Source organism: Lysobacter sp. CA199 (assembly GCF_052078715.1).
Lineage (GTDB): Bacteria > Pseudomonadota > Gammaproteobacteria > Xanthomonadales > Xanthomonadaceae > Lysobacter.
Map to the genome: position 1 here is coordinate 220,117 of NZ_JBQJIL010000005.1, position 24,296 is coordinate 244,412.

The 24,296-nt window shown below is 66.3% G+C and carries 21 protein-coding genes; 11 read left to right on the forward strand and 10 right to left on the reverse strand.

The genetic code is table 11. The features are described 5' to 3' along the window. Positions 1-122: 122 nt before the first annotated feature. The gene (gene glmS / locus ACTOWJ_RS10480) at positions 123-1,955 is read right to left on the reverse strand and encodes a glutamine--fructose-6-phosphate transaminase (isomerizing) (RefSeq protein WP_441334549.1); all 1,833 of its coding nucleotides are present in this window, start codon (positions 1,953-1,955) and stop codon (positions 123-125) included. 188 nt (positions 1,956-2,143) lie between these two features. On the opposite strand from glmS, the gene ACTOWJ_RS10485 reads away from it, so the two are divergent. The 8 genes from ACTOWJ_RS10485 (at position 2,144) to ACTOWJ_RS10520 (ending at position 12,006) form a co-directional block, all read left to right on the forward strand. Then, positions 2,144-3,427 carry an efflux RND transporter periplasmic adaptor subunit gene (locus ACTOWJ_RS10485; protein ID WP_441334550.1) on the forward strand — a complete coding sequence of 428 codons (1,284 nt, stop codon included), beginning with the start codon at positions 2,144-2,146 and terminating at the stop codon, positions 3,425-3,427. A 1-nt stretch (position 3,428) separates the two neighbouring features. Beyond that, positions 3,429-3,644, forward strand: coding sequence for a hypothetical protein (locus ACTOWJ_RS10490; RefSeq protein WP_441334551.1), 216 nt, complete (start codon positions 3,429-3,431; stop codon positions 3,642-3,644). Positions 3,645-3,837: 193 nt separating this feature from the next. Beyond that, complete coding sequence (locus ACTOWJ_RS10495) at positions 3,838-4,575, forward strand: ABC transporter ATP-binding protein (protein ID WP_441334552.1); 738 nt, start codon at positions 3,838-3,840, stop codon at positions 4,573-4,575. A gap of 10 nt (positions 4,576-4,585) precedes the next feature. Beyond that, the gene (locus ACTOWJ_RS10500) at positions 4,586-5,917 is read left to right on the forward strand and encodes an ABC transporter permease (protein WP_441334553.1); all 1,332 of its coding nucleotides are present in this window, start codon (positions 4,586-4,588) and stop codon (positions 5,915-5,917) included. Between the two features lie 7 nt (positions 5,918-5,924). After that, a complete protein-coding gene (locus ACTOWJ_RS10505; RefSeq protein WP_441334554.1) occupies positions 5,925-7,151 on the forward strand; it encodes an ABC transporter permease in 1,227 nt (408 codons plus the stop codon). A 151-nt stretch (positions 7,152-7,302) separates the two neighbouring features. Further along, on the forward strand, positions 7,303-9,192 hold the full coding sequence (locus ACTOWJ_RS10510) for a DUF885 domain-containing protein (protein WP_441334555.1): 1,890 nt from the start codon (positions 7,303-7,305) through the stop codon (positions 9,190-9,192). 138 nt (positions 9,193-9,330) lie between these two features. Beyond that, positions 9,331-10,692 carry a sigma-54-dependent transcriptional regulator gene (locus ACTOWJ_RS10515; RefSeq protein ID WP_441334556.1) on the forward strand — a complete coding sequence of 454 codons (1,362 nt, stop codon included), beginning with the start codon at positions 9,331-9,333 and terminating at the stop codon, positions 10,690-10,692. A gap of 9 nt (positions 10,693-10,701) precedes the next feature. Next, the gene (locus ACTOWJ_RS10520; RefSeq protein ID WP_441334557.1) at positions 10,702-12,006 is read left to right on the forward strand and encodes a sensor histidine kinase; all 1,305 of its coding nucleotides are present in this window, start codon (positions 10,702-10,704) and stop codon (positions 12,004-12,006) included. Positions 12,007-12,049: 43 nt separating this feature from the next. Here ACTOWJ_RS10520 and ACTOWJ_RS10525 read toward each other — a convergent pair whose 3' ends face one another. Further along, the gene (locus ACTOWJ_RS10525; protein WP_441334558.1) at positions 12,050-12,430 is read right to left on the reverse strand and encodes an ArsR/SmtB family transcription factor; all 381 of its coding nucleotides are present in this window, start codon (positions 12,428-12,430) and stop codon (positions 12,050-12,052) included. 102 nt (positions 12,431-12,532) lie between these two features. Here ACTOWJ_RS10525 and ACTOWJ_RS10530 point away from each other — a divergent pair, with 102 nt between their 5' ends. Next, positions 12,533-13,279: a glucose 1-dehydrogenase gene (locus tag ACTOWJ_RS10530; protein ID WP_441334559.1), complete on the forward strand. Its 747-nt coding sequence runs from the start codon at positions 12,533-12,535 to the stop codon at positions 13,277-13,279. A gap of 144 nt (positions 13,280-13,423) precedes the next feature. On the opposite strand, the gene ACTOWJ_RS10535 is transcribed toward ACTOWJ_RS10530, so the two are convergent. Beyond that, positions 13,424-14,173 carry a hypothetical protein gene (locus ACTOWJ_RS10535; RefSeq protein ID WP_441334560.1) on the reverse strand — a complete coding sequence of 250 codons (750 nt, stop codon included), beginning with the start codon at positions 14,171-14,173 and terminating at the stop codon, positions 13,424-13,426. A 39-nt stretch (positions 14,174-14,212) separates the two neighbouring features. Further along, positions 14,213-15,577, reverse strand: a complete 1,365-nt coding sequence (gene glmU, locus ACTOWJ_RS10540) for a bifunctional UDP-N-acetylglucosamine diphosphorylase/glucosamine-1-phosphate N-acetyltransferase GlmU (RefSeq protein WP_441334742.1) — start codon at positions 15,575-15,577, stop codon at positions 14,213-14,215. A 101-nt stretch (positions 15,578-15,678) separates the two neighbouring features. On the opposite strand from glmU, the gene ACTOWJ_RS10545 reads away from it, so the two are divergent. Further along, complete coding sequence (locus tag ACTOWJ_RS10545; RefSeq protein WP_441334561.1) at positions 15,679-17,316, forward strand: hypothetical protein; 1,638 nt, start codon at positions 15,679-15,681, stop codon at positions 17,314-17,316. 21 nt (positions 17,317-17,337) lie between these two features. Here ACTOWJ_RS10545 and ACTOWJ_RS10550 read toward each other — a convergent pair whose 3' ends face one another. After that, entirely contained in the window at positions 17,338-18,261 is a 924-nt protein-coding gene (locus ACTOWJ_RS10550; RefSeq protein ID WP_441334562.1) for a glycosyltransferase, read from the reverse strand. 150 nt (positions 18,262-18,411) lie between these two features. Here ACTOWJ_RS10550 and ACTOWJ_RS10555 point away from each other — a divergent pair, with 150 nt between their 5' ends. Further along, complete coding sequence (locus ACTOWJ_RS10555) at positions 18,412-18,795, forward strand: GtrA family protein (RefSeq protein ID WP_441334563.1); 384 nt, start codon at positions 18,412-18,414, stop codon at positions 18,793-18,795. A 195-nt stretch (positions 18,796-18,990) separates the two neighbouring features. Here ACTOWJ_RS10555 and ACTOWJ_RS10560 read toward each other — a convergent pair whose 3' ends face one another. From ACTOWJ_RS10560 to ACTOWJ_RS10580, 5 genes are all read right to left on the reverse strand, one after another. Further along, entirely contained in the window at positions 18,991-19,416 is a 426-nt protein-coding gene (locus ACTOWJ_RS10560; protein WP_441334564.1) for a F0F1 ATP synthase subunit epsilon, read from the reverse strand. 154 nt (positions 19,417-19,570) lie between these two features. After that, the gene (gene atpD / locus ACTOWJ_RS10565) at positions 19,571-20,998 is read right to left on the reverse strand and encodes a F0F1 ATP synthase subunit beta (protein ID WP_441334565.1); all 1,428 of its coding nucleotides are present in this window, start codon (positions 20,996-20,998) and stop codon (positions 19,571-19,573) included. 69 nt (positions 20,999-21,067) lie between these two features. Beyond that, entirely contained in the window at positions 21,068-21,931 is an 864-nt protein-coding gene (gene atpG / locus ACTOWJ_RS10570) for a F0F1 ATP synthase subunit gamma (protein WP_441334566.1), read from the reverse strand. Between the two features lie 135 nt (positions 21,932-22,066). Continuing rightward, positions 22,067-23,617 (reverse strand): F0F1 ATP synthase subunit alpha, encoded by a 1,551-nt coding sequence (gene atpA / locus ACTOWJ_RS10575; RefSeq protein ID WP_441334567.1) that lies wholly within the window; start codon positions 23,615-23,617, stop codon positions 22,067-22,069. Positions 23,618-23,758: 141 nt separating this feature from the next. Next, on the reverse strand, positions 23,759-24,286 hold the full coding sequence (locus ACTOWJ_RS10580) for a F0F1 ATP synthase subunit delta (protein WP_441334568.1): 528 nt from the start codon (positions 24,284-24,286) through the stop codon (positions 23,759-23,761). Positions 24,287-24,296 lie beyond the last annotated feature (10 nt).

The following is a 24,296-nucleotide window of genomic DNA, read 5'->3' on the forward strand; positions in this document are numbered from 1 at the left end:
GATGCCACTTAGCCTGTGCGCGAAGCGAAACAAAAAATGGCTCCGGTTTTTCGCCGAAACCCCTTTGCTGTTGCTGCGGTAGCGCCGCGAACCGATCGGCCCGCGGCGCCGGATCGACGGTCTTATTCCACCGTCACGGCCTTGGCCAGATTACGCGGCTTATCGACATCGGTACCGCGCGCCAATGCGGCGTGATACGCCAGCAACTGCACCGGAATCGCATGCACCACCGGCGACAGCACGCCGACGTGGCGCGGCGTGCGGATCACGTGCACCGCCTCGGATTCGCCGAAGTGGCTGTCCAGGTCGGCGAACACGAACATCTCGCCGCCACGCGCGCGCACTTCCTGGATGTTCGACTTCACTTTCTCCAGCAGCTTGTCGTTCGGCGCGATCACCACCACCGGCATATCGGCATCGACCAGGGCCAGCGGACCGTGCTTTAGCTCGCCCGCCGGATACGCCTCGGCGTGGATGTAGGAGATTTCCTTGAGCTTGAGCGCGCCTTCCAGCGCGATCGGATAATGCACGCCGCGGCCGAGGAACAGCGCGTGCTGCTTGGGCGCGAACCGCTCGGCCCAGGCGCTGACCTGCGGCTCCAGGTTCAGCGCGTGCTGCACGCTGCCCGGCAGATGCCGCAGCGCGTCGATGTACTCGGCTTCCTGTTCGGCCGACAGATTTCCGCGCAGCTTGGCCAAGGTCGCGGTCAAGGTGAACAACGCCACCAGTTGGGTGGTGAAGGCCTTGGTCGACGCCACGCCGATCTCGGCGCCGGCGCGGGTGTAGTACACCAGCTTGCTCGCGCGCGGAATCGCACTCTCGGGCACGTTGCAGATCGACAAGGTCTTGTCGTGGCCCAGCAACTTGGCGTACTTCAGCGCCTCCATCGTGTCGAGGGTTTCGCCGGATTGCGAAATCGTCACGATCAACTGCTTCGGGTTCGCCACCGCCGCGCGATAGCGATATTCGCTGGCGATCTCGACCTGACACGGCAGGCCGGCGATGGCTTCGATCCAATAACGCGCGGTCAGGCCGGCGTAGTAACTGGTGCCGCAGGCCAGGATCTGCACGCCTTCCAGGTCGGCGAACACCTCGGCTGCGCCGGCGCCGAACAGCTCGGCCGAAAAACCGCCGCTGTCGATCACCGCCTCGATGGTGTCGGCGATCGCGCGCGGCTGCTCATGGATTTCCTTCTGCATGAAGTGGCGATACGGGCCCAGTTCCAGCGAGGCCAGCGACACGTCGGACACGTGCACTTCGCGCTCAAGCAAATGTCCATTCGCGTCGAACACTCGTACGTTCTCGCGGGTGATCTGCGCGGTATCGCCTTCTTCCAGAAAGATCACCCGGCGCGTGGCCTGCAGAATCGCCGAGACGTCGCTGGCGACGAAATTCTCGCCTTCGCCCAGGCCGATCAGCAGCGGGCAGCCCATGCGCGCGGCGATCAGACGGCCGGGTTCGTGCTTGCTCACCACCGCGATCGCGTAGGCGCCGGTCAGTTCGCGCACCGCCGCCTGCACCGCCGCCAGCAGATCCAGACCCTGCTTCTGGTGGTAATGCACCAAGTGCGCAATCACCTCGGTGTCGGTCTGCGATTCGAACGCATAACCGGCCGCGCGCAGGCGCTCGCGTTGCTGTTCGTGATTTTCGATGATGCCGTTATGCACCACCGCCAACTCGCCGAAGCTGATGTGCGGGTGGGCATTGGCTTCGGTGACGCCGCCGTGGGTCGCCCAACGGGTGTGGCCGATGCCGATCTGCGCATGGAAATTCTCGGCCTGGGCCGCGTTCTCCATTTCGCTGACCCGGCCGGTGCGGCGCACACGGCGCAGGTCGGCGCCGTCGAACACGGCGATGCCCGCCGAGTCGTAGCCGCGGTATTCCAGGCGTTTGAGTCCATCGATGAGGACCGGTACCACATCGCGATCGGCGATCGCACCAACGATTCCACACATGCTGAGGAAGCTCCTCGATAAGTGGCGCCATTGTATCCGCGCGCTATGAAGGCGATGTCCGGTCGGACGCGGTGTCCGTCCGGACGGACACCCGGACGGCGGCGTTCGCCCTTTAAATTCAATAAGTTAAAGTTGGCACGGGTTGTGCTTGGGTATAGGGCAGAGACCTTACGACCGAGCTTGCGCCGATGAGCATCCGCGACACCTCCGCCCAAGACCATCGCGTCGCCGAATCCGGCGTGCGCAGCCGCCGTCGCCGCCAGTGGCTGATCGGCGCCAGCGCCGGCGCGCTCGCCCTGGGCGCCGGCGCCTGGTTGCTGTCGAGCTGGGCGTCGAGCGCGAGCTCGGTATCGGCCGAGCGTTTGCGCATCGCACAGGTCAAACGCGGCGATCTGGTCCGCGACGTCGCCGCCGACGGCCGCGTGATCGCCGCCAACAGTCCGGTTCTGTACGCCATCGCCGGCGGTTCGGTCGACCTGAAGGTCGTCGCCGGCGACGTGGTGCGCAAGGGCCAGGTACTGGCCGAAATCGACAGCCCGGAGCTGCGCAGCAAGCTGGCCCAGGAACAGGCCACCCTGGCCAGTCTGGAAGCCGAGGCCAGCCGAGCCGAACTCGACGGCGAGTTGGCGCGCTCGACCGCGCAGAAGGAACTCGATCAGGCGCGGATCGACCGCGTTGCCGCGCAGCGCGATCTGGAGCGTTACCAGCGCGCCTTCGAAGGCGGCGCGGTGGCCAAGGTCGACGTGACCAAGGCACAGGACGATCTGAAGAAAGCCGACATCGGCCTGAGTCACGCGCGCGAAGACATCGGTCGCCAAGGCCGCAGCGCGAATCTGGACGCGCGCAACAAGCGCCTGTTGGCCGATCGTCAGCGCGCGATCGCCAACGAAGCGCAGCGCCAGGTCGAAGCGTTGACCTTGCGCGCGCCGTTCGACGGCCAGGTCGGTCAGGTCCAGGTCGCGCAGCGCGCCAACGTCGCGATCAACGATCCAGTGCTCAGCGTGGTCGACCTGGGCGTGTTCGAGCTGGAGATCAAGGTGCCGGAAAGCTTCGCCCGCGACTTGGCCATCGGCATGCCGGCGCAGGTGGCCGGCAACGACGGCACCGGCTATGCCGCGCAGATCTCGGCGGTGTCGCCGGAAGTGGTGGGCGGCGAAGTGGTCAGCCGCCTGCGCTTCAAGGACAAGCAACCGCCGGGTCTGCGCCAAAGCCAGCGTCTGAGCGCGCGCATCCTGCTCGACACCCGCCGCAACACGCTCATGGTCGAACGCGGCCCGTTCCTGGAACAGGACGGCGGCCACCGCGCCTACGTGGTCGTCGGCGGCATCGCCACGCGCCGCGTCATCCGCACCGGCGCCAGCAGCCTGGGCCAAGTGGAAATCCTCGAAGGTCTGCAACCGGGAGAACGCATCGTCGTCTCCGGCGCCGACCAGTTCGCCAACGCCGAAACCATCCGCATCTCCGGAGAATGATATGAACGCCGCCAACCACAACCACGACTTCGCCCCGCATTGGAACGCCCAGCAACTGACCGACGCGGTGCCGCTGCGCCTGCATCAGCTGATCGATTTCGATCAGGTCCGCGATGCCGGCGACGCGCGCAGCGCCAACACCGAAGCGACCCGCCGCCATTCCCGCTCGGGCCGTTACCTGACCGCCTGCGCGCTGCCGATGTTCGCGGTTCGCTGAGTGGGCCGCATGTTCGCCGGCCCACACTCGCCGTTGCTCGTCATCCTCGCGAAGGCGGGGATCCAGCGATTCACCCAGGCATTATTCTGAAGTCTCTGGATCCCCGCCTTCGCGGGGATGACGGCAAAAGCACAGCGGCGGTTCGAACCCTCTCGATTTCGAATCCAATACCGAACCAAGCAAGGAACTCCCCATGCTCGACATGCGCCAGGTCACCAAGGTCTACCGCACCGAACTCGTCGAAACCCACGCCCTGCGTTCGCTGGACCTGCACGTCCGCGACGGCGAGTTCGTCGCGGTGACCGGGCCGTCGGGTTCGGGCAAGACCACCTTCCTCAACATCGCCGGCCTGCTGGAAACCTTCACCGGCGGCGAGTACAAGCTCGACGGCGAGGACGTGCGCGGCCTGTCCGACGATGCCCGCTCGCGCCTGCGCAACCAGAAGATCGGTTTCATCTTCCAAAGCTTCAACCTGATTCCCGATCTGAACCTGTTCGACAACTGCGACGTGCCGCTGCGCTACCGCCGCATGCCCGCCGCCGAGCGCAAGCAGCGCATCGAACAGGCGCTGACCCAGGTCGGCCTGGGTTCGCGCATGCGCCATTACCCCACCGAGCTGTCCGGCGGCCAGCAGCAACGCGCGGCGATCGCGCGCGCGCTGGCCGGCTCGCCCCGTCTGCTGCTGGCCGACGAACCGACCGGCAACCTGGACTCGCAGATGGCGCGCGGGGTGATGGAACTGCTCGAAGAGATCAACTCGCAGGGCACCACCATCATCATGGTCACCCACGATCCGGAACTGGCCGCGCGCGCGCAGCGCAACGTGCACATCGTCGACGGCATGGCCACCGATCTGCGAGCCGAGCCGAGCCTGATCCGCGCGCCGCTGGCCGCCGATGCCGGCGCCGGCGCCGACGTCACCCTCGCCTGAGGCCGCCGCCATGTCCGGCAACAGCCAGTTCGCCTACTACTTCCAGCTCGCCGTGCGCAGCTTCAAGCGCAACAAGGTACTGACCGCGCTGATGGTGCTGGCCATCGCGCTCGGCATCGGCGCGGCGATGACCACCCTGACCGTGTTCTACGTACTCTCCGGCGATCCGCTGCCGGGCCACAGCCAGAACATCTTCCATCCACGCATGGATCCGCGGTCGATGAGTGGCTATGTCCCCGGCGCCGAACCGTACGACGACATGACCCGCTACGACGCGGAAACGCTGTTGCGCGAAGCGCGCGGCGACCGCCAGGCGATGATGAGCAACGGCAACGTCGCGGTGGAGCCGCGCCGGGGCAACATGGCGCCCTTCAGCCAGGACTCGCGCCTGACCAGCGCCGATTTCTTTGCGATGTTCAAGGTGCCGTTCAAATACGGCACGCCGTGGACGCGCGAGGACGACGAGCGCCGCGCACGCGTGGCGGTGATCGGCACCGATCTCAACGATCGCCTGTTCGGCGGCGGAAACAGCGTGGGCAAGTCGCTGTGGCTGGACGGCGCGGAGTTCCGCGTGATCGGCGTGATCGACCACTGGAATCCCCAGCCGAACTTCTACGACCTGACCATGCAACACGGCTTCGGCGTAGCGGAACAACTGTTCGTGCCCTTCCTTACCTCGCGCGACGTCGACATCAGCCCGCAGGGCAGCATCGATTGCTGGGGCAACAGCACCAGCGACGAGAAGGAAGGCAATCACAGCATCAACGCATCGTGCGCCTGGCTGCAGTACTGGGTCGAACTGGACACACCGCAGAAGGCCGCCGACTACCGGCGGTACCTGGAAAACTATGTTTCCCAGCAGCGCGCCTCCGGCCGCTACGCCCGGCCCTCGCCGCCCAAGCTGGAGAACGTGATGCAGTGGCTGGACTACAAGCGCGTGGTGCCCTCCGACGTGCGTCTGCAAATGTGGCTGGCGTTCGGCTTCCTGGCGGTGTGCCTGCTCAATACGGTGGGCTTGCTGCTGGCCAAGTTCCTGCGGCGCTCGGGCGAGATCGGTGTGCGACGCGCGCTCGGCGCCACCCGCCGCGCGATCTTCGCTCAATGCCTGGTCGAAGCCGGCACGATCGGCCTGGCCGGCGGCGCGCTGGGCCTGTTGCTGGCCCAGCTCGGATTGTGGGCGGTGCATCAGCAGCAGGTAAGTTATGCCGCGCTCGCGCGCCTGGATTCGACCATGTTGTTGACCACCTTCGCCCTGGCCATCGTCGCCAGCGTGCTCGCCGGGCTGCTGCCGGCCTGGCGCGCCTGCCAGGTCACGCCCGCCATCCAGCTCAAGAGTCAGTGAGGCCCGCATGGACATCCGACCGATTCTGACCACTCTGCGCCGGCACAAGACCGCGGCGGCGCTGATCGTGTTCGAGGTCGCGCTGACCTGCGCGATCATCTGCAATGCGCTGTTCCTGATCCAGAACCGCATCGAGCGCCTGGAGCGCGACAGCGGCATGGTCGAAAACGAACTGCTGCGCGTGGCGATCCGCGGCATCAACGAGGAGGGCGACGTCGATGCGCTGACTCGCAGCGACCTTGCCAAACTGCGTGCGCTGCCGGGGGTGAAGGCGGCCACCATCAGCAATCAAGTGCGCTACGACGATTCGTCCTGGAACAACGGCATCGGCTTGATTCCCAACCAGAGCATTCCCACCACCAATGCCACCGTCTACCTCGGCGATACCCACTTCCTCCAGACCCTGGGGGTGAAACTGATCGCCGGCCGCAATTTCAACGAAGACGAAATGGCCGATTACACCAAGGTACGCCAGCCCGGCGTGAGTTATTCGGTACCCTCGGCCATCGTCACCCGCGCACTCGCGCAGAAGCTGTTCCCCGGCCAGGATCCGCTCGGCAAGGCGATCTACGTCTGGGGCGATGCGCCCGTGCGCGTCGTCGGCGTGGTCGAACACCTGCTGCGGCCCAACGAGTTCACCGGCCCGGCCGCCGCCGATTTCTCGTTGATCATGCCGCTGATCATGAACTACGACAACGGCGTCTATCTGCTGCGCACCGATCCGGGACAACGCCGTCAGACGCTGGAAGCCGCCGCCAAGGCGCTGTCGGCGAACGGGCCTACGCGCATCCTCAGCGAGAAGAACGCGCTGCTGTCCGACATGGCCGACCAGTTCCACCGTACCGACCGCTCGATGGTGTGGCTGCTCGGGGCGGTGTGCTTGGCTTTGCTGATCGTCACCGCGCTGGGCATCGTCGGCCTGGCCAGCTTCTGGGTGCAGCAGCGGACCAAGCAGATCGGCGTGCGCCGCGCGCTCGGCGCGACCCGCACGCAGATCCTGCGCTACTTCCAGACCGAGAACTTCCTGCTGACCGGCATCGGGATCGTGCTGGGCATGGCGCTGGCGTTCGCGATCAATCTGGCGCTGATGAAGTACTACGAACTGCCGCGATTGCCGGCCCTGTACCTGCCGCTGGGCGCGCTGTGCCTGTGGCTGCTCGGCCAGTTCGCGGTGTACGGCCCGGCCCGGCGCGCGGCGATGGTGCCGCCGGCGTTGGCCACGCGTTCGGCCTGATCGTGCGCTGGCGGCGCTCGGAATCGAACGCGCAAAGACCGCCACCGATGCGCCGCTTGCCGTATCTATCGACTCAAGTCCCGTCCGCGAACCGGACGGGACCAGGGCCTGCGCGCCCCGTCTTATCGCCATCCGCCTACCGGAGCCCAGCATGACTCTTGCGTCCCCGCATCGCCCCAACCGTTCCGCATTGCGCGTCGCCGCGCTCGCCGCCGCGCTGTCCGGCGCCGCGTTATTGCCGCCGGCCCATGCCCTCGAACAGCAAGCCGTCGAACAGGCCGCGATGGCGCCGGTCGCGGCCAAGCCGGCGGTGCCGGCCGACGTGGCCGAGCGCTTGAAAGCCTTCAACGCCCTGATCGACGAACAGTGGGAAGGCCTGATGCGCGAGCTGCCCGAACAGGCCAGCTTCTTCGGCGACTACCGCTACAACGACGCCTGGAGCGATTTCTCGCTGGCCGGGGCCAAGCGTCACGACCAGACCACGCGCGCGATGCTGGCGCGGTTCAAGGCGGTGGACACGCGCGGCTTTCCCGAAGCCGACCTGCTCAACCACCGACTGATGATCCGCTGGCTCGAAAACGATCTGCAGGCTTACGCGCTCAAGACCCACGAGATGCCGCTGGATCAGTTCAACGGCACCCACCTGATCCTGACCATCCTGGTCAAGGCGTTTCCGTTCAACGACACCCGGCAGTACGAGGACTACCTCAAGCGCCTGCGCGAGATCCCGCGCATTCTCGACCAGGTCACCGAAGCCGCGCGCCAGGGCGCCAAGGACGGGCTGATGCAGCCGCGCTACCTGCTGGAGAAGGTCGCCGCGCAATGCAACGGCATCGCCGATATCGCCGCGCAGGACAGCGTGTTCGCCGCTTCGCTGAAGAAATTCCCCGACAGCGTGCCGGCGGCCGAGCGCGAACGTCTGCGCAAGCAGATTCTCGAAGCGGTCGATCAGCAAGTACGTCCGGCCTATCGCCGTCTGGCCGAATTCGTGACCAAGGAATACGCGCCGCAGGGCCGCAAGGAATACGGCGTGTGGTCGCTGCCCGGCGGCGACGGCCTGTACAAGTATGCGATCGAACAGTTCACCACCTCCTCGACATCGCCCGAGCAGATCCACCGCATCGGCCTGAGCGAGGTTGAACGCATCGAGCAGGCCCAGACCCAGATCGCAAAACGCCTGGGCTACGACGACCTCAAGAGCATGCGCGCGGCGGTCGCCGCCGATCCCAAGCACCACGCAAAATCGCGCGAGCAGATTCTGGAGCTGTACCGCGAGTACCTGGCGCGCATGGAAACCAGGCTACCGGAACTGTTCGGCACGTTGCCGACCACGAAGGTGCAAGTGCAATCGGTGGAAGCCTGGCGCGAGAAGGAAGCCTCTGCCGCGCAATACATGCCCGGCACGCCGGACGGCAAGCGGCCGGGCCTGATCACGGTCAACACCGGCGAGCCGGAGAAACGCCTGCTCACCACCATCGAAGCGGTGGCCTATCACGAAGGCGTGCCCGGTCATCATCTGCAGTTGTCGATGTCGCGCGCGCTGCCGGAACTGCCCAAGTTCCGCACCCTGCTCGGCCAGACCGCCTTCATCGAAGGCTGGGGCCTGTATTCGGAAGACCTCGGCAAGGAAGTCGGCTTTTATCAGTATCCTTACAGCGACTTCGGCCGTCTGTCGCAGGAGCTGGTCCGCGCCAACCGCCTGGTGCTGGACACCGGCGTTCACCACAAGCGTTGGACCCGCGAACAGATGGTGCAGTGGATGCGCGATCACTCCGACATGGAGGAGCCCAACATCCAGGCCGAGGCCGATCGCTACATCGCCTGGCCGGGACAGGCGCTGGCCTACAAGATGGGCCAGCTCAAGATCCGCGAGTTGCGCGCACGCGCCGAATCGAAGCTGGGGCCGCGCTTCGACCGCCGCGCCTTCCACGATCAGATCCTCGGCGGCGGCGCGCTGCCGTTGCGCGAACTGGAAACCCGCATCGACGCCTGGATCGCGTCGGTCGGCGCGGCCGACGGCGCGGACACGCGCGCCAAGTAAGCCTGCGCCCGCGGCGGCTCGACGCGCGCACGCGGCGCGCCGAGCCGCCGACGGCGCATTCGCCGCACCGCGCCGCCGCTGGCATACTCGCCACGATCGAAACACTCCGCTCGTCCCGCCCCTCCACACGGAACCCCGATGCGCACGGTCCTGGTCATCGACGACAACCCGGCGGTCGGCACCGCGCTGGACCTGCTGTTCGGCCTGCGCGAGATCCGGGTCATCACCGCGCAATCGCCGGCCGAAGGGCTGGACACGCTCGCGCGCGAAGACATCGGCCTGGTGCTGCAGGACATGAACTTCACCGCCGACACCACCTCCGGCGAAGAAGGCGTGGCCTTGTTCCGGGCGATCCGCGCGCGCCATCCGGACTTGCCGATCATCCTGTTGACCGCGTGGACGCATCTGGATATCGCGGTGGATCTGGCCAAGGCCGGCGCCGCCGACTACCTGGCCAAGCCCTGGGACGATCAGAAGCTGCTCGCCAGCGTGGAGAATCTGCTCGAACTCGGCGCCAGCACGCGCGAGGTCTCGCGCCTGCACGGGCAACGCCGCCGCGCCCATCGCGAACTCGAAGCGCGTTACAACCTGCGCGGGCTGGTGTTCGGTTCCGAACCGCTGGCGCGGGTGATCGAGTTGGCCTGCCACGTCGCGCGCGCCGACGTGCCGGTGCTGATCACCGGGCCCAACGGCGCGGGCAAGGAAAAGATCGCCGAGATCGTGCAGGCCAATTCCGCGGTCAAATCCGGCCCGTTCGTGACTCTGAACTGCGGCGCGCTGCCCACCGAATTGATCGAAGCCGAGTTGTTCGGAAGCGAAGCCGGCGCATATACCGGCGCCAACAAGATGCGCGAGGGCAAGTTCGAAGCCGCCGACGGCGGGACCTTGTTCCTCGACGAGATCGGCAACCTGCCGCCGGCCGGCCAGATGAAATTGCTGCGCGTGCTGGAAACCGGCCGTTTCGAACGGCTGGGCTCCAACCGCGAACGCCAGGTCAAGGTGCGCGTGATCAGCGCCACCAACGCCGATCTGCCGGCGATGATCCGCGACGGCCGCTTCCGCGAAGACCTTTACTACCGCCTCAACACCATCCAGATCGACCTGCCGCCGCTGGCCGAGCGCAGCGACGACGTGCTGCCGTTGGCGCGCTTTTTCCTGCAGGACAATCCGCTGGCCGCCGGCAAGCGCCTGAGCGAGGACGCCGAACGCGCCCTGCTCGCACACGCCTGGCCCGGCAACGTGCGCGAGCTGCGCAACACCTTGCAGCGCGCGGCATTGTTGGCGCGCGGTGACAGCATCGGCGCGGCCGATCTCGGCCTGCCCTCCGCGCCGGCGAACGTGGCGACGGTAGTCGTCGGCGCCGACGAACTCGACCGGGCGACCATCGAAGCCGCGCTCGACCGCGCCGGCGGCGTGCTGGCCCAGGCCGCGAGCGAACTGGGCCTGTCGCGTCAGGCCTTGTACCGGCGCCTGGAACGGCTCGGCATCAAGCGCGACTGAGGAGCGATCATGCGCCGCCTCCCCTTGAGTCTGGTGTTCGGTGCGATCGCCTTGGCCTATCTCGCGGCCGGCGCGGCGGCGACGCTGTGGCTTTCGCGCCGCCTCGCCCAACCCTGGTGGGCCCTGGCGATCGTGCTCGCGGTGCTGGCGCCGCTGCTGATCTATCACGTGCAGCGCGCGTTCGCGCCGATGTACTCGCTGTTCCGCGCGCTGACCGGCTCGGTCGCCAGCTACCGCGACGGCGATTACTCGATCAGCTTCCATTGGCCCGGCAAGGGCGATCTGGGCGACCTGGTCGCCAGCCACAACCGCTTGGGCGACACCTTGCGCGAACAGCGCTTGAGCCTGGTCCAGCGCGAATTGTTGCTCGACACCATGGTCCAGAACACTCCGGTGGCGATGATGCTGATCGACCCGGCGCGACGGATCGTTCACGGCAATCTGGCGGCGCGCAAGATGCTCGGCGAAGGCAAACGCCTGGAAGGCCAGGATTTCGCCGAACTGCTCACCCGCGCGCCGGTGCCGATGCGCGAAGCGATCGAACGCGGCGGCGACGGCATGTTCAGCGTCGGCGATATCGAGAACGAAGAGATCTATCACTTGTCGCGGCGCGTGTTCCGCCTCAACGGCCGCGCCCACGAACTGGTGTTGCTGCGCCAGCTCACCGCCGAGCTGCGCCGGCAGGAAGTGCAGACCTGGAAGAAAGTGATCCGGGTGATCAGCCACGAGCTCAACAACTCGCTGGCGCCGATCGCCTCACTGGCACATTCGGGCGCCGAGCTGGTGCGGCGCGGCCAGTACGAAAAACTGCCGACCGCGCTCAACACCATCGAAGACCGCGCGCGGCATCTGGAAGGCTTCATCCGCGACTATGCGCGCTTCGCCAAATTGCCCTCGCCGCGGTTGCAGCCGATCGAATGGTCGCGTTTCGTCGAGCAACTGCGCAGCCAGGTCGACTTCGCCTTCGACGGCGTGCAAGGCGAGGCGATCGTGCGGGTGGACGTGGCCCAGCTCGAGCAATGCCTGATCAATCTGCTCAAGAACGCGCACGAGTCCGGCTCACCGGCCAACGAGGTGCGTCTGCAACTGCGCCGGATGCCCGACGGCTGGCGCATCGACGTGCTCGACCGCGGCAGCGGCATGAACGAAGCCGTGCTCGCCAACGCCCTGCTGCCGTTCTATTCGACCAAGCGCAACGGCACCGGCTTGGGTCTGGCGCTGGCACGCGAAATCGCCGAGGCGCATGGCGGCCGCATCGCCTTGCTCAATCGCGAAGGCGGCGGTTTGTGCGTGTCGATGGTGTTGCCCGACTGAGCCCGTTGCGGGCGATCCGGCCCGAATCACGTTTCCGATCCGGTTAACCGGTCTTTTTCGCCGCGGCCTGCCGTCGCTTGGCCGCGCGCGCGCGTTCAGCCGCTTGGACGGCGTGCGCCTGCAGGATCGCCGGCAGCAGTCCGGGAAAACGCTGTTCGAGCTCGGCGCAACGCGTGGTGTTGTGCATCTCCACCCCGCGCCGCTCGCTGCGGATCAGCCCGGCCTCACGCAAGGCGCGAAAATGCAGGGACAGCGTGGACTTGGGGATTTCGCGGTCGCTGATCTGCAGGAAGTTCGAGCAGTTCAGGGCGCACGCCGAACCGGCGATCTGAGCGTAGATCGCCGCGCGCACGGGGTCGGACAGTGCGTGGAGAACCCCCTCCACGGTGATGTCCTCGATCGAGGGGTGCACCAGCGGTTTCATGGGCCCATCTTATCGGCCCTTGATTTCTAGTTCAATAGTTCATATGTTCTGAACTACTGGAATTTACCCCCACTTCATTCCCCACCAAAGGACTCCATCGTCATGAGCAAACTCGCAGGCAAAGTCGCCCTCGTCACCGGCGCATCCAAGGGCATCGGCGCGGCCATCGCCAAGGCGCTCGCCGCGCAAGGCGCGTCGGTCGCGGTCAATTACGCCACCAGCAAGGCCGGCGCCGACGCCGTGGTCGCCGCCATTCAAGCCGCCGGCGGCCAGGCCGTCGCCGTGCAGGGCGATGTATCCAAGGCTGCCGATGCGCAGGCCATCGTAGAGGCCACGGTCGAAAAGTTCGGCCGTCTCGACACCGTGGTCAACAACTCCGGCGTCTACGCCTTCGCGCCGCTGGCCGAAATCACCGAGGAGCATTTCCACCAGCAGTTCAACGTCAACGTACTCGGCCTGTTGTTGACCACCCAGGCTGCATCCAAGCATCTGGGCGAAGGCGCCAGCATCATCAACATCGGTTCGGTGGTCAGCCGCATCACTCCCGCCGATAGCGCGGTCTACACCGGCACCAAGGGCGCGGTGGATGCGATCACCGGCGTGCTCTCGCGCGAACTCGGCCCGCGCAAGATCCGGGTCAATTCGCTCAATCCGGGAATGATCGAAACCGAGGGCACGCATTCGGCCGGTTTCATCGGTTCGGATTTCGAATCCTGGGCGATCGGACAAACCCCGCTGGGCCGCATCGGCCAACCCGACGACATCGCATCGATCGCGGTGTTCCTGGCTTCGGACGATTCGTACTGGCTCACCGGCGAGCAATTGCTGGCCGGCGGCGGTACGCGCTGACGCATGGCGACGCCCGCAATTGCGGGCGTCGCGACATCGGGCTCCACGCCGCGGTTTCGACCGCGGCGTGGAGCATGAGTGAGTCGATGCGTCGGGCTTACCGGCTCACGCCCGTGCTTTCAACAACTTCAGAATCTGCGTCTGCTAGCGCTTGCTGCCGACGTGCTTGAGCAAGTACTCGAGCGTTTCGCGTTGGACCCGCGGGTGATCCATGACGTAGGCGTGGAAATGCCGGTCGCCTTCGCGGATCAACTTTTGGGTCTTTTCGCCGTCGTCACGATGACGATCGAACTCGGCCATCATCGCTTCGAGACGATAGTGCTCCTCGGCGGTCTGCTCGGACATGTCCTGGACGAACAACTGCACCGATAACCGATCGTCCGGGCGCGACTCCACGAAAACATAGACCGCACTGCCGGCGCCGAAGTATTCGCGCGCGCTGGTAGTTTCGCGTACGTAGAACTGCCGCGCGAAGTGATACAGCCCACCCTCACCTCGCGGGATGCTGGCGTCGGACGCTTTCCAGTTGGGCCTGCGGTGAAGGAAGCGAATGTCTTCGCGCGCGAGCATGTCGACCATGTCGTAGCGACCGGCTTCGCCCTGCGCCAGAAACATCGTGGCCCCGCGCTGCGCGAGCCGGTGCTCGCGCATGGTCTCGCCGGCTGGCGTTTCGATCACCGAAAACTCATTGCGCCAACTGTCGCCGAACCTGGGGTCCGGCGGCAGCGGCGCCTTGGCTCCGAATACGAACAGTTCGCGCGCCGCGCTGCCGCCGAGCCGGCGCATCTCCTCGACGCCCAGGGCGACACGGCCGATCAGGATCGAAGGCCGGTCCTGGATGAGCGGATTGGCGAAGCCGAGATCCAACTCGGCTTCATCGATGCTGAGGTTCACGCGTGCCGGCTCCGTCATGCCGCGGACCGAAGACCGCGACTATTTCTTCTTGGTCGGCCGCTTCCAGCCTTCCACCATGCTTTGGCGCGCGCGTCCGATGCTCAGCTCACCCGCGGGCGCCGGCTTGGTGATCACCGAACCGGCCGCGATAGTCGCGTCCTTGCCGATGGTCACCGGCGCCACCAGCGAGGAATTGGAACCGATGAAGGCGCCGTCCTCGATCGTCGTGATCGACTTGTTCACCCCGTCGTAGTTGCAGGTGATGGTGCCCGCGCCCACGTTGACGCCGGCGCCGATCACCGCATCGCCCAGGTACGTCAGGTGATTGGCTTTGCTGGCCACGCCGATGCGCGCGTTCTTGGTTTCGACGAAATTGCCCACGTGCGCGCCGTCGGCGAGCACCGTGCCCGGACGCAGGCGCGAGTACGGGCCGATCTGCGCGGCGCCTTCGACCACCACGCCGTCGAGATCGCAATGCGCGCGCACCACGGTGCCGGCACCGAGCTTGACGTCCTTGAGCCGGCAGAACGGGCCCACGACCACGCCATCGCCGAGTTCGACCGTGCCTTCCAGAACCACGTCGACATCGATCTCCACGTCCTGGCCGACCCGCACCTCGCCGCGCAGATCGAACCGCGACGGATCGGCCAGGCGCGCGCCCTGCAGGCAGACCGCGCGCGCGGCGCGGCGCTGGTAGGCGCGCTCGAGCTGGGCCAACTGCCACGGATCGTTGGCGCCTTCGACCTCAATCGGATCGTCCACGTGCACCATTTCGGCCGCGCTGTATTCGTCGGTGGCCGAGGCGAACACGTCGGTGAGGTAATACTCGCCTTGGGCATTGTCGTTGCCCAGCCGTTCCAGCCAGCGCCGCAGCGGCTCGCCGTCGGCGACCAGGATGCCGGTGTTGACGGTGCGGATCATGCGCTGTTCTTCGTCGGCGTCCTTGTGCTCGACGATGCGGCCGACCCGACCTTCGGGATCGCGCACGATGCGGCCGTAGCCGCTCGGATCGTCCAGGTCGGCCACCAACACCGCCAGGCGGCCCGGCGAGGCCAGCAGCCGGTGCAAGGTGTCGGCGGCGATCAGCGGCACGTCGCCGTACAGCACCAGCACCCGCGCGTCCTGCGGCACGTCCGGCATCGCCTGCTGGACCGCGTGACCGGTGCCCAGGCGCTGGGCCTGTTCGGACCAGTGCAGATCGGACTGGCCCACGAAGGCCTGCCGCACCTGTTCGCCGCCGTGGCCGTAGACCACGTGAATGCCGGCCGGGCGCAGCGCGCGCGCGGTCTGGATCACATGCGCCAGCATCGGCCGGCCGGCGATCTTCTGCAGCACCTTGGCCGTCGCCGACTTCATGCGTTTGCCCTCGCCAGCGGCGAGAATGACGACGTGCAACGGGTTCATCGACTCATGAGCCATGTATGAAATCTTCCTTACCTTCGGTTACTTGACGTGGGCCCCCCGTCTGGGCCGAATCTTATCAATTGCCCCACCTAGGACCCTGCATGCCCGCTGAGCGCGCTTCCTGGCGAACCGCCGTCCTGGTCGCCCTATTCTTCACCGCGCTCGCGGCGATAGCACTGCGCCAGGACGCGAACTGGGACCTGCGCAACTATCACCTGTACGCGCCCCTGGCCTGGATGGAGGGGCGCCTGGACGGCGACATCGCGGCGGCGCAGTTGCAGACCTGGCACAACCCCATCGTCGACATTCCCTTCGCGCTGATGGTCCGGGCCGGCCTGGGCGGCGTGCCGATCACCGTGTGGCTGGCGATTCCCTGCGTTCTGGGCCTGTATTTCGGCCTGCGCCTGCTCGATACCCTGATGCCGGCCCAGCGCAGCCGCGCGCGCACCTGGATCGCCGGATTCGTTCTGATCACCGGCGCTGCGGCGTATCCGAGCACCGGGGCGACCTTCAACGACCAGTTCGTCGGCGCGTTCGTGCTCGGCGCGGTGTACTGGTGGGCGCGCTCGCAAGGGCGGCGGGGGCCTGTCGCGACCTGGCTGCCGGTCGGCCTGTTCGCCGGCGCCGCGGCCGGCCTCAAGCTCACCGGCATCACCTACTGCCTGGGTTTCATCGCCGCGGCGCTGATCGCCGGGCCGGTGCGCCAGTTGCCGCTGCGCGTCGGCGCGCTGGCGCTGGGCGGCGGCGTCGGGGCGGCGCTGTGCTGGGGCCCGTGGGGCTGGTATCTGTGGCGCGAACACGGCAATCCGCTGTTTCCGTATTTCAATCATTGGTTCCTCTCGCCCGACACCGTCCCCGATGCGTGGCGCGACCTGCGCTACCTGCCCAAGAGTCCGCTCGAAATGCTCGACTCGCCGCTGCGATTGCTGCGCCGCAGCCGTAATTTCTCCGAGCAGGTGTTGGCCGATCCGCGCGTGCTGCTCGGCCTGCTCGCGCTCGGCGGCTGGATGTGGCTGCGCCGCGACCGCGCGCTCGCTGCCGTCGCCGGCCCCGCCGCGGGCGCGGCGAACACCGCATCGGCCGATGCGGTCGCGCCGGCCGTCGCGCTGGCGGCCGCCGAACACAATGCCGCCGCGCTGCGCTGGCCGCTGCTCGCCTTCGTCTTGATCAGCTACCTCTCCTGGCTGCTCATCCAAAGCATCTACCGTTACCTGCTGCCGCTGGAACTGTTGTTCTCGGCGCTGATCGTCGGGACGGTGTCGATGCTGTTCGCCTGGCGTTGGACCCGCACCGCGATGCTGGTGGCGATGGTGTTGGTGGTGGCGCCGACCAAGCACCCCAGTTGGGGCCGCGATCCGTACCGCTCGCCGATGATCGAAGTCCGATTCCCGCCGCTGCCCAACGACAGCATCGTGCTGACCAGTACCGACTCGCCGATCGGACACGCGGTCGCGTTCCTGCCGGCGGAGGTGCCGGCGATGGCGATCCGCAACAACTTCATGGATCCGCAGCGCTGCACGCGCCTGCAGGAACGGGTGGAACGCACCATCGCCGGTCATGCCGGGCCGTTGTGGCTGCTGCGCCCGGAGCAAGTGGATTACCCGGCCGCCGATCGCATCGCCTTGTACGGTCTGAGCGTCGGCGGGACCTGTCTGGCGGTCGAGGACAGTCTGGCCGAAATCGAGCTGTGCCCGCTGGCGCGCGCGTCGTTCAAGCCGATCTGCACGACCGAGAAATAACCGCGCCGCGCGCCGGTCGCATCACTCGGATTTGTAGCGCACCACCTGATCGGTGATCAGCCGCAGGATTTCGTTCGAGCGCCGATTCACCGTATCCAGGATCAGCCCGGTGGCGAGCAGGATGAACGAGGTCAGCGCCAGCGCCGCGGCGAGCACCGCCGTGGAGGGATGGGTGACTTCGCCGGTGCGGCCGAACTCGTGGATCACGAACGCGCCGAAACCCAGGCTGGCCAGACCGACCAGCAATGCGGCGACGCCGAAGAACAGCAGCGGACGCAGATCCTTGAACAGAAATCCGATCGTGCGCAGCACCCGGAATCCGTCGCGGAAGGTGCTGAGCTTGGATTCGCTGCCTTCCGGACGCACCCCATAAGGCACGGTGCGTTCGGTCAACACGAAGGCGTTCGCCATCGCGAACACCGTCATCTCGGTTTCGATCTCGAATCCGCGCGAAAGCACCGGCATCGACTTGACGAAGCGGCGCGAAAACGCGCGATAGCCCGACAGCACGTCGCGCACCGGCTGGCCGAACAGGCGGCCGATGCTCCAACGCACCAGCTTGTTGCCGAAGCCGTGGAAACGCCGGAACGATGCGCTGTCGTGTTGCTCCAGCCGGGTGCCCACGACCATGTCGGCGCGGCCGTCGACGATGTCTTCGAGCAAGACGCGCGCGTGATCGGCCGGATAGGTATCGTCGCCGTCGACCATCAGATAGACGTCGGCCTCGACCTCGCGGAACATCGCCCGGACCACGTTGCCCTTGCCCTTGGCCGACACCCGGTACACCTGCGCTCCGGCCTGGCGCGCCAGTTCGGCGGTGCCGTCGGTGCTGGCGTTGTCGAACACCCAGACCTGCGCCTCGGGTAGCGCGCGGCGAAAGTCGGCAACGACCTTGGCGACCGTGCTGGCTTCGTTGTAACAGGGGATCAGGACCGCGCTGCGCAAGCCGGCGCTCCGTAGTGCCGAGGGTGGAATGGCGCGATGGTACAGGGTCCGGGCGGGAGCGTCTGGCTAGAATAGAGGCATGGCCCCGCCCCCCGCTTCGCTCCGCCGTCCATGCTCCGCATGTCCCTGCCCGGGCCCCGAGGCGCACGCGTGAGCCTGACCCGGCAAGGGCGCAACTACCTGATGTTCGGCGCGTTGCAGTACTGCGTCGACTGGACCGTGATGGTGGCCTTGAGCCATATGGGCCTGCCGGTGGAAGCGGCGAATCTGGCCGGCCGCGTCAGCGGCGCCGCGCTCGGCTTCTGGCTCAACGGCCGCTTCACCTTCGCCAGCGAAGACACCACGGTCGGCCGGCGCCAGTTCGCCCGCTTCGCGACCCTGTGGATCTGCACCACTCTCGCCAGCACCGCGGCGGTCAGCCTGGTCAACAGCCATGCGGGCTTGCGCTGGACTTGGCTCGCCAAGCCGGCGATCGAAATCACCCTGGCCGGCGTGGGCTTCATGGTTTCGCGTTACTGGGTTTATCGGCGTTGAGCTCTGGTTGGTGTTGGGGTTGGTGCGGGGTTAGGCGTTAGGAGTTGGGGACTGTAAGGCTTCGGTTCTGGTTGATCGTCCCGATCAACATGATTCGACTTCCCCAACCCCGCCTTTCTTCCCCGCTCCATCCCCCAACGAAAAACGCCGGCGCAAGGCCGGCGTTTTCGTAAGCGTCGTGAAGCGGCCGACCGGTCAGTGCCGCATGTTCTTGCGCAGACGCTCCAGCGCCTGCAGCTGCGCCATCGCTTCGGCGAGCTTGGCCTGAGCTTCGGCAACGTCCATCTGCGGACCGCGGTTGGCCAGCGCGCGTTCGGCTTCTTCCTTGGCGGCGCGCACGGCGGCTTCGTCGATGTCCTGAGCGCGAATCGCGGTGTCGGCCAACACGGTCACGACCTGCGGCTGCACTTCCAGGATACCGCCGGACACGGCGAAATCCAGCTGCTCGCCGTTCGGCAGGGTCACCACGACCTTGCCGGGCTTCAGACGCGTGATCAGCGGCGCATGGCGCGGCGCGATGCCGAGTTCGCCGATCTCGCCGGTGGCGACGAGCAGCGTCGCCTCACCGTGGAAGATTTCTTCCTCGGCGCTGACGATGTCGCAACGGAAGGTAGTGGCCATGGTGGTGGGTCTCGTTCGGAGTGATGAGGCGGGGCTTGAAAAGCGGGGTCTAGAAGCGGGGTTGGGGAACTGCAGTTACGCAGGATCGGGGATCGACCGGAACCGAAAACTCCAGTTCCCCAACCCCCATTCCCTAATCCCGCTTCTGCTCCACTCAGCCCACGCCCATCTTCTTGGCTTTCTCGGCCGCTTCTTCGATACCGCCGACCATGTAGAACGCCTGTTCCGGCAGGTGATCGTATTCGCCGTCGCAGATGCCCTTGAAGCCGCGGATGGTTTCCTTCAGCGACACGTACTTGCCCGGCGCGCCGGTGAACACTTCGGCGACGTGGAACGGCTGCGAGAAGAAGCGCTCGATCTTACGGGCGCGGGCCACGGCGGTCTTGTCTTCTTCCGACAGCTCGTCCATGCCCAGGATCGCGATGATGTCCTTGAGCTCCTTGTACTTCTGCAAGGTGGCCTGGACGCGGCGCGCGGTGTCGTAATGCTCGGCGCCGACCACGTTCGGGTCGAGCTGACGCGAGGTGGAGTCGAGCGGATCGACCGCCGGGTAGATACCCAGGGACGCGATGTTACGGCTCAACACGACGGTGGCGTCGAGGTGGGCGAAGGTGGTCGCCGGCGACGGGTCGGTCAGGTCGTCCGCGGGAACGTACACGGCCTGGATCGAGGTGATCGAACCGGTCTTGGTCGAGGTGATGCGCTCCTGCAGCACGCCCATTTCCTCGGCGAGCGTGGGCTGGTAGCCCACCGCCGACGGCATGCGGCCCAGCAGCGCCGACACTTCGGTACCGGCCAGGGTGTAGCGGTAGATGTTGTCGACGAAGAACAGCACGTCGCGGCCCTTGCCGTTGGCGTCCTTTTCGTCGCGGAAGTATTCGGCCATGGTCAGGCCGGTCAGCGCGACGCGCAGACGGTTGCCCGGCGGCTCGTTCATCTGGCCGTACACCATCGCCACCTTCGACTTCGACAGGTCTTCCTGCACGATGACCTTGGCGTCGCTCATCTCGTGATAGAAGTCGTTACCTTCGCGGGTCCGCTCGCCCACGCCGGCGAACACCGACAGACCCGAGTGCTGGGTCGCGATGTTGTTGATCAGCTCGAGCATGTTGACCGTCTTGCCTACGCCGGCGCCGCCGAACAGGCCGACCTTGCCGCCCTTGGCGAAGGGGCACATCAGGTCGATGACCTTGATGCCGGTTTCCAGCAGCTCGTTGCCCGAGGACTGATCGGCGTAGTCCGGCGCCGGGCGGTGGATTTCCCACTGCACGTCGGTGTGGACGGGGCCGCGTTCGTCGATCGGCTCGCCGAGCACGTTCATGATGCGACCCAGCGTGCCTACGCCGACCGGCACCGAGACCGGACGGCCGGTGTTGGTCGCGATCAGGTTGCGCTTGAGACCGTCGGTGGAGCCCAGCGCGATCGCGCGGACGATGCCGTCGCCGAGCTGCTGCTGCACTTCGAGGGTGATGGCGGTGTTCTCGACCTTCAATGCGTCGTACACGCGCGGCACGGACTCGCGCGGGAACTCGACGTCGACGACCGCACCGATGATCTGAACGATCTTGCCCTGGCTGCTCATCTTTGATTCCTCAGTAACTTTCAAATGCTGCTCGTGGTCGCAGGCCCCTGGCCGCGCCCACCGGATGGATTAGACCGCCGCGGCGCCGCCGACGATTTCGGAGATTTCCTGGGTGATCGCGGCCTGACGGGCCTTGTTGTAGACCAGGTTCAAGGTGCCGATCAGCTTGGTCGCGTTGTCGCTCGCCGACTTCATCGCGACCATGCGCGCGGCATGCTCGGACGCCACGTTCTCCAGCACCGCCTGGTACACCAGCGACTCGATGTAGCGGGTCAGCACGTGATCGAGCACGGTCTGCGCATCGGGTTCGTAGATGTAGTCCCAGTCGTGCTTGGCGACCTGGGCTTCCGGCGCCGGCAGCGGCAGCAGCTGATCGAACGCCGCCCGCTGGGTCATGGTGTTGACGAAGTCGTTGTAGCAGACGAACACGCGGTCGATGCTGCCCGCGCTGTACGCATCGAGCATGACCTTGATCACGCCGACCAACTGTTCCACGTGCGGCTGGTCGCCCAGGTGGGTCACCGAAGCCAGCATGTTGACCTTGATGCGACGAAAGAACACCGAAGCCTTCTGGCCGATGGTCACCACGTCGATCTCGACGCCCTGCTCCTGCCACTTGCGGAACTCGCCGAGCAGCTTGCGGAACATGTTGTTGTTCAGACCGCCGGCCAGGCCGCGGTCGGACGACACGATCACGTAGCCGACGCGCTTGGGATCCTTACGCTCGACCATGTACGGATGCTGGTAGTCGGAATTGGCCTGGGCCAAGTGACCGATCACCTGCTTGATCACGCGCGCGTACGGGCGCGAGGTCTTCATCCGATCCTGCGCCTTGCGGATCTTGGAAGCCGAGACCATTTCGAGCGCGCGCGTCACCTTGCGGGTGTTCTGCACGCTCTTGATCTTGGTTTTGATTTCTCTGCCGCCGGCCATTGTTCGCTCGCTTTGCTCGCTTTAGGGGATTGGGGTTTGAAAGCGGGGTTGGGGGACTGGGGTTTCGCGGGGAACTGCCGGCCGCTTGGCTCCGCAGTTCCCTAACCCCTACTCCCTAGTCCCGCTTCACCGACCTCACCAGGTCCCGGTCTGCTTGAACTCTTCGATGCCCTTCTTGAAGGCGCCTTCGATCTCGTCGTTCCAATCGCCGGTGGTGTTGATCTTGTTGACCAACTCGCCGGCGGTGTTGACGAAGTGCGCGTGCAGCGCTTCTTCGAACGCACCGATCTTGGCCACCGGCACTTCGTCCATGTAGCCCTTGTCGACCGCGTAGATCGACAGCGACTGCAGGGCGATCGGCATCGGCGCGTACTGCTTCTGCTTCATCAGCTCGGTGACGCGCTGGCCGCGCTCGAGCTGCTTGCGGGTGGCTTCGTCCAGGTCGGAAGCGAACTGCGCGAACGCAGCCAGCTCGCGGTACTGGGCGAGCGCGATACGGATGCCGCCCGACAGCTTCTTGACGATCTTGGTCTGAGCGGCGCCGCCGACGCGCGACACCGAGATACCGGCGTTCACGGCCGGGCGGATGCCGGCGTTGAACAGGTCGGTTTCCAGGAAGATCTGGCCGTCGGTGATCGAGATCACGTTGGTCGGAACGAACGCCGAGACGTCGCCGGCCTGGGTTTCGATGATCGGCAACGCGGTCAGCGAACCGGTCTTGCCCTTGACTTCGCCGTTGGTGAACTTCTCGACGTAGTCCTCGTTGACGCGCGCGGCGCGCTCGAGCAGGCGGCTGTGCAGGTAGAACACGTCGCCCGGGTAGGCTTCGCGGCCCGGCGGACGGCGCAGCAGCAGCGAGATCTGGCGGTAGGCCACGGCCTGCTTGGACAGATCGTCGTACACGATCAGCGCGTCTTCGCCGCGATCGAGGAAGAACTCGCCCATGGTGCAGCCCGAGTAGGCGCTGATGTACTGCATCGCAGCCGATTCGGACGCGGTCGCGGCGACCACGATGGTGTGCGCCAGCGCGCCGTTCTCTTCGAGCTTGCGCACCACGTTGGCGATCGAGCTGGCCTTCTGGCCGATCGCGACGTAGATGCACTTAATACCGGTGCCCTTCTGGTTGATGATCGCGTCGATCGCCATCGCGGTCTTGCCGGTCTGACGGTCGCCGATGATCAGCTCGCGCTGGCCGCGGCCGATCGGGATCATCGCGTCGACGGTCTTGTAGCCGGTCTGCACCGGCTGGTCAACCGACTTGCGCCACAACACGCCCGGGGCGACGCGCTCGACCGGAGCGGTCAGGGTCGCGCCGATCGGACCCTTGCCGTCGATCGGCTCGCCGAGCGCGTTGACCACGCGGCCGAGCAGTTCGCGGCCGACCGGCACTTCCAGGATGCGGCCGGTGGTCTTGGCGATGTCGCCTTCGCCCAGGTGTTCGTAATCGCCCAGCACCACGGCGCCGACCGAGTCGCGCTCCAGGTTCAGCGCGAGCGCGAAGGTGTTGTTCGGCAGTTCGATCATTTCGCCCTGCATCACGTCAGCCAGGCCGTGGATGCGCACGATGCCGTCGGCGACCGAGGTGACGGTGCCTTCGTTGCGCGCTTCGGCGGCCAGCTTGACCTTCTCGATGCGGGTCTTGATCAGTTCACTGATTTCGGACGGGTTGAGCTGGGTGCTTGCCATTGTCGTTTCCTTGGTCCTGCATCGCGATGGGGCGACGCGCGGGTGCTTTCTTTTGGTTCGGGAGTCGGGAATCGGGAGTCGGGAATCGGAAGAGCTTGAGCTTCGACGATTCCCTGCTTCCTATTCCTTAGGTCCCGGCAATTAACCGGCCAGCGCCGTCTGCAGGCGCGCGAGCTTGCCCTTGAGCGAGCCGTCGATCACCACGTCGCCGGCGTCGATCACCGCACCGCCGATCAGCGATGCGTCGACCGCCGTCTCGACCTCGACCTGGCGGCCGAAACGCTTGGTCAGCGCGGCCTTGATCGCATCGAGTTCGGCCGCGGGCAGGTCGCTCGCGGAGGTGACCTTGGCCTTGACCACGCGGTCGGCCTCGGCACGCAGCTCATCGAACATGCCGGAAATTTCCGGCAGCAGCGGCAAACGGCGGTTGTCGGCCAGCAGCGCCAGGAAGCGCTGCACGGACTCTTCCGCGCCGTCGATCGCGACCAGGGCGACGGCGTCGCCGGAGGTCAGCTGCGGGTGACCGAGCAGCGATTGCACCTGCGGATCGGCCGCGATGCGCGCCGAGAAGGCGAGCGCTTGCGACCATTCGCTGGGGCGGCCGGCTTCGCGCGCCAGCGCGAATGCGGCGCGGGCGTACGGACGGGCGAGGGTGAGGTTCTGGCTCATCTGCTTGGGC